At 71.3% G+C, this 10,071-nt stretch carries 6 protein-coding genes; 2 read left to right on the top strand and 4 right to left on the bottom strand.

Translation table 11 applies throughout. The annotated features are described in order from the left end of the window. Positions 1–104: 104 nt before the first annotated feature. The 4 genes from Aph01nite_RS41645 to Aph01nite_RS23335 all read right to left on the bottom strand — a co-directional run bounded on the left by Aph01nite_RS41645 (position 105) and on the right by Aph01nite_RS23335 (position 6,736). A complete protein-coding gene (locus tag Aph01nite_RS41645; RefSeq protein ID WP_239161904.1) occupies positions 105–2,360 on the bottom strand; it encodes a serine/threonine-protein kinase in 2,256 nt (751 codons plus the stop codon). Positions 2,361–2,406: 46 nt separating this feature from the next. Continuing rightward, a complete protein-coding gene (locus tag Aph01nite_RS23345; protein WP_204043088.1) occupies positions 2,407–4,425 on the bottom strand; it encodes a serine/threonine-protein kinase in 2,019 nt (672 codons plus the stop codon). 116 nt (positions 4,426–4,541) lie between these two features. Next, positions 4,542–5,936: an amino acid permease gene (locus Aph01nite_RS23340; protein ID WP_239161903.1), complete on the bottom strand. Its 1,395-nt coding sequence runs from the start codon at positions 5,934–5,936 to the stop codon at positions 4,542–4,544. 113 nt (positions 5,937–6,049) lie between these two features. Next, positions 6,050–6,736, bottom strand: coding sequence for a phosphorylase family protein (locus Aph01nite_RS23335; RefSeq protein ID WP_204043087.1), 687 nt, complete (start codon positions 6,734–6,736; stop codon positions 6,050–6,052). 120 nt (positions 6,737–6,856) lie between these two features. Here Aph01nite_RS23335 and Aph01nite_RS23330 point away from each other — a divergent pair, with 120 nt between their 5' ends. Both Aph01nite_RS23330 and Aph01nite_RS23325 read left to right on the top strand, forming a co-directional pair. After that, a complete protein-coding gene (locus Aph01nite_RS23330) occupies positions 6,857–7,570 on the top strand; it encodes an NUDIX hydrolase (RefSeq protein ID WP_239161902.1) in 714 nt (237 codons plus the stop codon). A 119-nt stretch (positions 7,571–7,689) separates the two neighbouring features. Next, positions 7,690–10,008 (top strand): transglycosylase domain-containing protein, encoded by a 2,319-nt coding sequence (locus Aph01nite_RS23325; protein ID WP_204043086.1) that lies wholly within the window; start codon positions 7,690–7,692, stop codon positions 10,006–10,008. Positions 10,009–10,071 lie beyond the last annotated feature (63 nt).

The following is a 10,071-nucleotide window of genomic DNA, read 5'->3' as shown; positions in this document are numbered from 1 at the left end:
GGATAGCGGCGAGAAGTCGGTGCCTTGGGTCGTTCGGCTAGGCGCTCTAAACCGCTTCGGGGCTTCTCCGGGGGTATCCGGGTCTGCTTCTGGCTTCTTGGGGCCTACTTCGGGCGGAAGGTCCGGGTGAAGTTGGTGAAGTAGCGTTTTCCGGCCTGCCAGTTGGCTTCGGGGACCTGCCAGTAGAGGGCGTAGCAGTCGTCGCCGATCCGGAAGGCGCGGTCGATCACGCGCTGGCGTCCTGAGGAGGTCTTGAAGGTGAACTCCCACTCGGCGGCGGGCACACCCTGATACTCGGCCGCTCGGATGTCGATCCTCTGGTACTCCGGCAGGAACCCCTGCTCCGTCGAGTTCCGCTCCACGGTCTGAAGCGCCTCGACCGGATCCTGCTCCTCCCACGGAGTCAGATCCACCTGAAGATAACCCGGCATCCCGGGCCCCCGGAACCTCACCCGGGCCGCCCCCTGCACCCGCTCGGCCCTCCACCCCTCCGGCAGAGCGATCGCAAACCCGAGCTCATCCCGGTAAGACCGCCATCCCTCCGGAACGGCCGCCGCCGGAGACGCCGAGGGCGTACCCCCGACAGGCGAAGCACCCACCCCACTCGGACTCTCGGACGGGCTGGCCGGGCTCTCCTCAGGCTTCCCCGTGGGCTCGGTAGGGTTCTCCGTGGGCTCAGTAGTCGCCTCCGAAGTCGGCCCCGCAAGACCCACCCCCGGATCCCGCAGGCTCTGATACCCGAACCACCCGCCCACACCCAGCACGATCACCAACACCGGCACCAGCACGAACCCGACCAGCCGCCTCCGCTGCGACCCGGCCCGCTGCGCTGACGGGGAATTCCCCCACCCGCCCAACCCATCGTTCCCCCAAGACCCGCCCCCCGCCGGCGGCGCGGTCGGCTGCGCCCCCCAAGAAGACGCCCCACCCTGCTGCCAGCCCACCCCGGAAGACCCAGGATGCCCGGATGGCGTGAATGACCCGAGGGCATCCGGATGTCCAGACGGCGGGAAAGACCCGTAAGGCCCAGGATGTCCGGAAGGCGCGGAAGACCCGGGAGAACTGGAATGGCCAGAAGGCGTGGAAGATCCGGAGGTATCTGGATGCCCGGATGGCGAGAAGGACCCGAGGGCGCCCGGATGTCCAGGCGGCGAGAAAGCCTGGGGAGGCCCAGGATGCCCGGAAGGCGTGGATGAGCCAGCGGGACCAGGATGCCCGGAGGGCGTGGACGGAGCGGGGAAGCCGGGAGGGCCGGGCAGCGTGGACGACTCGGCAGACCCATAAAGCTCAGCATGCCGGGAGGGTGGCGCGGACGGCCCGGAGCCGGGATGCCCGGAGGGTGCGTACGATCCGGGAGACCCGTAAGGCCCAGCATGTCCGGAGGGTGTGGAAGGCTCGGAGCTGGGATGTCCGGAGGGTGTGTAGGACCCGGGAGACCCGTGAAGCCCAGCATGTCCGGAGGGCGCGGAAGGTCCGGAGCCGGGATGTCCGGGGGGCGTGGATGACCCGGGAGACCCGTACAGGCCGGGAGGAGTGGCAGGGCTGGGAGGGGGGGAGGCGGCGTGGCGGAGGAGGTCTTGGGCTTCGGAGATGTCGATGCGCTGGGTGGGGTCCTTCCGGAGGAGGCCTTCGATTACCGGGGTGAGGGGGCCGGCGCGGCGGGGTGGGTCGGGTTCGCTGTGGAGGACCGCGGCCATGCTGGCGATCGGTGTGGAGCGGTCATACGGTGAACGGCCTTCCACGGCCGCGTAGATCGTCGCGCCCAAGGACCACAGGTCGGATTCCGGGGTGGCCGGCTGGCCGTTGAGGCGTTCGGGAGGGAGGAAGGCGGGGGTGCCGGTGACGCCGCCGGTGAGGGTGAGGCTGGTCTCCTCGGTCAGGGTGGCGATGCCGAAGTCGGTGAGCACGACCCGGCTGTCGCCGCCGATGAGGACGTTCTCGGGTTTCACGTCCCGGTGCAGGACCCCGGCCGCGTGGGCGGCGGCGAGCGCCTCCAGGATCTGCAGGCCGATGGCGGCGGCGCGTTCGGGGACGAGGGGACCGTGCTCGCGGAGGATCTGGCCGAGGGAGCGGGACTGGACGAGCTGCATGACGATCCAGGGCCGGCCGTCCTCCTCGATGACGTCGTGGACGACGACCACGTTGGGGTGGGACAGGCGTCCGGCGGCGCGCGCCTCCCGGATGGTCCTGCGGTTGAAGGCGGCCCGGTCCTGCTCGTCCATCGGGCCGTGGCGGACCTCCTTGACCGCGACGGCGCGGTCCAGCAGCTCGTCGTGGGCACGCCAGACGACGCCCATGCCACCCCGGCCGATGGTTTCGAGCAGCCGGTAGCGGCCCGCCAGGCGTCGCTCTTCCTCCACGGAGCCCCCTTCAAGACGTCAGCATCGTCCCACAGGGGGCGACCGGTCACTTGTCGGGTTCGAACGTGGCCGCGAAGGTCTCGAAGTAGTGGAAGTACTTCTTCCAGTCGGAGTCGCGGGTCTTCCAGAGGATCGCGTACCCGTGCTTCTTGTCGGTCACGAAGCCGCGGTTGATGATGTGGCCGGTGGAGCCGCCTGGTTCCCAGGTGAACTCCCAGTCGGCGGCCTCGTCGAAGTAGTCCACCGACTCGATCTTGATCCGCTGGTAGCCGGGCCAGTTGCCGCGGGTCCGCCGCTCCTGGTCCTTCCAGTCCTTCACCGCGTCCTTCTTGGGCGCGCTGGTGAACCCGATCTGCAGGTACGCGCCGTCCAGCGGCCCCCGGAAGAACACGCCCATGCTGTTGCTGTTGTCGCGCTTCCAGCCCTTGGGCAGGGCCAGGGAGAAGCCGCTGCTGTCCTTGTAGCGTTTCCAGCCGTCCGGGAGCGCGTTCGCCTCCGGGGAGGGGGACGAGGAGGGCTTGGGCGACTCGGAGGGGTCAGCGGGCTTGGAGGCCTCGGGGGAGGCGTCTCCGGTCGGCTGGGCGCTCTCCGGCGGCGCGGACGTCTGCCCGGTGCCCGCGGACGCGGCGGACGTGGCCGCGGGGCCGCTCTGGCCGGTCTCCTGGCCCGCCTCCCGTACGCCGAGCCAGACGCCGACGCCCGCGACGATGATCAGTGTGGGCACGATCACCAGCGCCGCCCTGACGGCCGTGGACCGCCGCTCCGGCGGGTTGACGTTCCAGTCGGGGAACGACACCGGCAGCTTGGACCGCGCGGTGTCGGCGCCGTCTCCGGCGCTCCAGCTCGGCCCCTCCTGGGCGTGCTCCTCCTCCCGCTGCCAGTCGGCCGGGACGGCCCGCGCGCCCGTCTGCGGCGGGTACGGGTCCTTCCGGACGGCGGCGGCCGGGACCGGGCTGCGCCGGGGCGTCTCCTCCGGCTCGGAGTCCTGCTCGGGCGCCGGCTTGGGGACCGCCCACGAGCGCGGTGCCGCGGCGGGCTTGGACTCGGGACGCTTGGACTCGGGGCGTTTCTGTTCGGGACGCTTCGGCTCGGGACGCTGGGGTTCGGCGCGCTCGGGCTCGGGACGCTGGGGTTCGGGACGCTTCTGCTCTGGCTGCTTCGGTTCGGGGCGCTGCGGCGGGACCGGGAGCTCCACCGGGCCGGTGTCGGCGTCGCTCGGCTTGACCGGCTGGAAGGCCTTGGTGGGCGGGGGCTCGGTCTTGGCGCGGCGCAGTAGCCGTACCGTCTCGTCGTAGCCGGGGCGGTCGGCGGGCTCCTTGACCAGGAGCCGGTCCAGGACCACGCCCAGGCGGCCGGCGTGCACGGCCGGGTCGGGCACGTCGTTCAGCACGGCGTGCATGGTCGCCATGGCCATGCCCTTGTCGTGCGGCGGCCGGCCCTCCACGGCCGCGTACAGCGTGGCGCCGAGGGACCAGAGGTCGGACTCGCGCTGGGCGGGGCCGCCCCGTAACCGTTCGGGCGCGATGAACGCGGGGGTGCCGACCAGGCCCGTCCTGGTCATGGTGGAGTCGGTCTCCACCCGGGCGATGCCGAAGTCGGTGAGCACCACCCGGCCGTCGTCGGTGAGCAGCACGTTCTCCGGCTTGACGTCCCGGTGCAGCACGCCCTGGCCGTGGGCGGCGCGCAGCGCGTCCAGCACCTGGAGGCCGATGTCGGTGACCCGGGCGGCCGGCAGCGGCCCGTCCTCGCGGATCACCTGGCCGAGCGAGCGCGACTCCACCAGCTGCATGATGATCCAGGGGCGGCCGTCCTCCTCGATCACGTCGTGCACCACGACCACGTTCGGGTGGGTGAGGCGCCCCGCCGCCCTGGCCTCCCGCATGGTCCGGCGGTTGAGCTCCTCCAGCTCGTCGCCCATGGCGCTGTCGTACCTGACCTCTTTGACGGCCACCGTGCGGTCCAGCAGCTCGTCGTGGGCCTTCCACACGATGCCCATGCCTCCCCGGCCGATGGGCTCGATCAGTTGGTACCGGCCTCCGACGAGTCGGCCTTCCGCGTTCGACATCCACACCCCTCTCGAAACCCAAGAATCGTCCCACGGATGGCAAATGGATCAAACGAGGGACCACTGCCCCAATCTTGGGATGCGAGACAGAGTATTCCGAGGTTGGGGGAGTTGTGTCAGCTGATGACGTTTGGGGCGGGTTGTGTTAACCGCTTCCGCGCGCTGACGGCCCGCCAGCCGAGCGCGATGGCGATGGCGAGCACCGGGATCAGATAGAAGGCGACGCGCTGGTCCTCGTCGGCGAACGGCATCAGCGCCACGATGAGGCCCAGGAAGGCGAGGGTGGCCCAGTTGGTGACGGGCGCGCCCGGCATGCGGAAGGACGGGCGCTCGATCTCGCCGCGCAGGCAGGCCTCGCGCAGTTTGATCTGGCAGTAGAGGAACGTCCCCCAGGTCGTGATCACGCCCAGCGAGGAGACGGCGATGGCGATGTTGAACGCGCGCTCGGGCAGGAAGTAGTAGAGCGCCACTCCGGCGAGCAGGACGGCGGCGGTGAAGACGATGCCGCCGGCCGGGACGTGCCGCCGGCTCAGCGTGCCCGCGAAGGCCGGGGCCTCGCCCTTGAGGGCCATCGAGCGGAGGATGCGCCCGGTGGCGTACAGGCCGGAGTTGCAGGAGGACATGGCGGCGGTGATGACCACGAGGTTCATCACGTCGCCCGCGCCCGCGAACCCGATGTGGGAGAAGACGGTGACGAACGGGGACTCGCCCGCCTGGTACGCCGTCCACGGCAGCACCATGGCGAGCAGCAGCACCGACCCCACGTAGAACACCGCGATCCGCCACATCACGCTGTTGACGGCCTTCGGCATGACCTTGCGCGGCTCCTTGGTCTCCCCGGCCGTGATCCCCACCATCTCGATCGCCGAGTACGCGAAGACCACCGCCTGCAGGCTCACCAGCACCGGGGCGAACCCCTTCGGGAAGAACCCGCCCACGTTGGACAGGTGCGCGGGCCCGGCCCCGTTGATGTGGAAGAGCACCAGGTAGAGCCCGACCACCAGGAACGTGACGATCGCCGCGACCTTCAGCAGCGCGAACCAGAACTCCAGCTCCCCGAAGAGCTTCACCGAGACCAGGTTCACCGTCAGCACCAGGCAGAGCGCGATCAGCGCGGTCACCCACCGGGGAAAGTCCGGCGCCCATTTCGCGATGTAGATGGCGACGGCGGTCAGCTCGGCCACGCCGGTGGCGGCCCAGTTCACCCAGTACATCCAGCCGCTGGCGAAGCCCGCCCACGGCCCGATGAAGGTCGTCGCGTAGTCCACGAAGGACCCGGAGACGGGCCGGTACAGGACGAGTTCCCCCAGGGCCCGCATCACGAAGAACGCGGCCACGCCGGCCAGCGCGTACGAGATGATCAGGCCGGGACCGGCGGCGGCGAGCCTGCCTCCCGCGCCCAGGAACAGCCCGACCCCGATGGCCCCGCCGATCGCGATCATCTGAACCTGGCGGTTCCCGAGCGCGTGCTGATAGCCCTCGCCCGTGTCGTTCTCCGTCTTCCCGCCCACCGCGACTCTCCCCCCGAAGATCGCCTTGACTGTAGCCAGACGGCCCCGCCGATCCCCCGGAAGCCACTGACGCAGGGCAGGAAGATTTACCTCTCATGGGCGATTCCTGCAGATCAGCGAGCGCTCATCCGGAAATAGGGGATCAGGCAGCGGAGCACCGCGGCCGCGTGCCAGGCGGCGGTCGCCTGCCCGGCATCCGTCCGCTCATGGTATGCGTCGTCGCCGATGCCCCGGACCACCGCCCAGCCGTGCACCACGCCGGGCTCGGCCCGCTCGCGGAAGGCCCGCGCGAGATCCCCCGCGGCCGGATCGACCGCGAGGACCTGACCGTCGGCGGCGCGCCCGGGATCCGCGGTGACCGTTCCGTTCAGCACCCGGTGGCCCCGGGAGACGCCGCGGGCGTCCTCGGTGTGGAACCTGGCCGGGTCGCCGTAGTCGGTGAAGAAGCAGCTGACGGCGTGGGCCACCGCCGCGGGGGAGGTCTGCTCCGCGCCGGCGACCTCGGTGGCCACGGCCACGTCCCCGGCGGCGATCTGCGGGCCGAGGGCCTCCGCCACGCCGGTGAGGATCACGATCTCCGGGGCGTACTCGCGGGCGAGCCGGGCGAAGGCCTCGGCGGTGGAGCCGTGCTCGGCGGCGCGCAGGGCGGCGACCCGGGTGGCGGTGCCCCTGGTGTGCACCGTGCCCTCGTACGCGGCGGCGCTCACGGTCAGCGTGAGGTCGAGCACGTCCCGCACCGCGCTCAGCTCCACGGGAGTACCGGTGATCACGCCGATGTCGGCCTGGCGGGCGCCGTTCACGCTGTCCTCCTCCGGTCGCGCGCGGAAGTTCTCCAAAGTTCTCCGAGTTCTCCAGGGCGGCTGTGACCTTAATATGCGCGCCGACTTTGGGTCAAGATGACCCTTAGCTAGGCTGGCCCTGTGATCGGTACGACCGGGCGCGACCCGGAGGCGTTGGCGGTGTCCGTCGATCTGGTGATCTTCACGGTACGCGGAGACGAGCTGAACGCCCTGCTAGTCGAACGGGGGAACGAGCCGTACCGCGGCGCCTGCGCGCTGCCCGGCGGTTACGTGCGGGCGGGGGAGACGCTCGACCAGGCCGCCCTGCGGGAGCTGCGGGAGGAGACCTCGCTGGACGGCGGCAGAGTCCACCTGGAGCAGCTGCGGGCCTACAGCGAACCGGACCGCGACCCCCGGGGCCGGGTGATCACCGTCGCCTACCTGGGCCTCGGCCCCGACCTGCCGCGCCCGGTCGCCCCGCGCGCCGCCTGGACCCCGGTCGCCGACGTCCTGGAGGGCCGTACGGTGCTGGCGTTCGACCACGCCGGGATCCTGCGCGACGCGTTGGAACGCGCCAGGACCCAGCTGGAGCACACCACGATCGCCGCCCGGTTCTGCCCCGAGCCCTTCACGGTGGGCGAACTGCGGCGCATCTACGAGGTGGTCTGGGGGTTCAAGCTCGACCCCAGCAACTTCCGCAGGAAGATGACACGCGCGGAGGCGTTCCTGGAGCCGACCGGGGAGCAGCGCTTCCCCGAGGTGGGCCGCCCGGCCGCGCTCTACCGGCGGGGCAGCGCCCGGTACCTGGTCCCGCCGCTCCTGCGGAGCGCCGCCGCACGCGACGCCTGCCCCTGAGTTGCTTCTGACCCGATCGCGCGGGGTCACGACGTGTTCGGGATCGGTGACGCCTTGTGTTACGTTGACGCTGCATGCGCTCCCCCTGGTCGTTTCATGGTCGGGCGGGGGGAACTGCGATGGCGCGGGTTGGCGCTGCGGGCGGGCTGGCGTTGTGCGGAGCGGTCGGCGGGCTGCTGGCCTCGGCGGTGGTGGTGCCGGTGGCCGTGGCGGCCGGCGCGGTCGGCAACGCCACGGCGTCGACCTTCACCGACCTGCCTGCGCCGCCGCGGGAGGACCCGCTGCCCGAGCGCACCCGGATCCTGGACCGCGACGGCAAGAAGATCGCCCAGTTCTACTACCAGAACCGGCGGTCCGTGCCGATCGGCAAGGTCTCCCGGCCGATGCGCAACGCCATCATCGCCATCGAGGACGCCCGCTTCTACGAGCACGCGGGCATGGACGTCAAGGGCACCATCCGCGCCCTGGTGGCCAACGCCCAGGCGGGCGGCATCAAACAGGGCGGCAGCTCGCTGACCCAGCAGCTGGTCAAGAACATCCTGGTCAACCGGGCCGAGTCGGAGCAGGACCGGGACTCGGCCCGGGTCCAGAGCATCCGCCGCAAGCTGACCGAGCTGCGCTACGCGCTGTCCATGGAGGAGCGCTACACCAAGGACGAGATCCTGGAGCGCTACCTGAACATCGCCTACTTCGGGGCCGGCGCGTTCGGCGTGCAGGCCGCCGCGCAGCGGTTCTTCGGCGTGGACGCGGCCCACCTCACGCTCACGCAGGGGGCCACCCTGGCGGGGTCCGTGCGCACGCCGTACGGGACGGATCCGTCCATCGGGAAGGAGCAGCAGGCCCGGCTGCTGGAGCGGCGTAACCTGGTGCTGGAGCGCATGGAGCAGCTGCGCATGGTGACGCCGCAGGAGGCGGCCAAGGCGAAGGCGGAGCCGCTGGGCCTGCGCATGCAGGAGGAGGAGGGCGGCTGCGGGGCCAGCGAGTACCCGTTCTTCTGCGCGTACGTCCAGGCGGAGATGCTGACCAGCCCCGCCTTCGGCTACACCGAGGCCGACCGGGAGCGGCGGCTGCAGCGCGGCGGCCTGACCCTGCGCACCACGCTCGACCCGGTCGTCCAGCGCGCCGCCGAGCAGGCCATCAAGTCCCGGGTCTCGCCCGCGGACACCGAGGTGGCCGCCGAGGCGATGATCGAGCCGGGCACCGGGCAGATCCGCGCGCTGGCCGCCAGCAAGCGCTACGGCCGCAACCCCGAGAAGGCCACCAGCATCAACCTGCCCGCCGACCGGGCGCACGGCGGCGGCATGGGCTTCCAGGCCGGCTCCACCTTCAAGATCTTCACACTGGCCACGGCCCTGGCCAAGGGCTGGCGGTTCGGCCAGGGTTTCAACACCCCCGGCGCGTACGTCCCGTCCGCGGGATTCACCAACTGCGCGGGCCAGAAGGTCAACGCCCCCAACGCCACGATCTACAACGCCAGCGGCGAGGGCCAGGGTGGGCCGTACAGCCTGGAACTGGGCACCTGGAAGTCGTCCAACATCTTCTACATGATGCTGGAGCGCGACGTCGGCCTCTGCGACGTGGTGAAGACCGCGCGGGCGCTCGGCATCCGCCGGGCCGACGGCGGGCCGCTGGCCGAGGTGCCCACCTTCACGCTCGGCGTCAACGAGATGGACCCGCTCACCGTGGCCGCCGCCTACGCCACGTTCGCGGCGCGCGGGCGCTACTGCCGCCCGGTCGCCATCACCGAGATCATCGAGCGGGACGGGCGCAAGGTGCAGGTCCCGTCCAGCTGCACGCAGGCGGTCGAGGAACCGGTGGCCGACGCGGTCAACCGGGTGCTGTCGGGCGTGTTCACCCAGGGCACCATGGCCGGGCAGTCCATCGGGCGGCCCGCCGCCGGGAAGACCGGCACCAACAACAGCTACACCTCGGCCTGGTTCGCCGGGTACACGCCGGACCTGGCGGCGGCGGTGAGCGTGGGCGACATCCGGGGGTCGTACAAGTACCCGCTGACGGGGGTGGACATCGGGGGGTCCTACTACGGGTCCGTGCAGGGCGCCTCGCTGCCCGGTCCGATCTGGGTGGACTCGATGCAGTCCGCCCTGCGGAACACGGCGGCGACCTCCTTCACGCCGCCCGACATGTCGCGGTTCGGCGGCGGCTACACGCCCGGTCTGCGGGAGATGCTGGAGGCCCAGCGCAAGAAGGACCGCAGGCGCGACCGCCGCTTCCGCGACGACTACTACGACGACTACGGCCCGTACGGCGACGAGCCCGGCTACGACGACTACTACGACGGCGACCGGCAGGCCGCGGGGGACGACGACCGGCGCGGGAACGACGACCAGCGCGGGGACGGCGGCTACCAGGACGGCGACGGAGGCCGGCAGGACGGCGGCGGCCACCGTCCTGGCGGCCGGGCGCCCTTCGACTGGTGAGCTTCGGGAACCCTTCGGGAACCCTTCGGAAACACGGACGGGGGTCCGGCCGCGCCGGCCGGA

This window comes from Acrocarpospora phusangensis (genome assembly GCF_016862995.1).
Classification (GTDB): Bacteria; Actinomycetota; Actinomycetes; order Streptosporangiales; family Streptosporangiaceae; genus Acrocarpospora; species Acrocarpospora phusangensis.
Note: the sequence above shows the minus strand (reverse complement) of the source record. Positions and strands in the feature narration are given on the sequence as shown.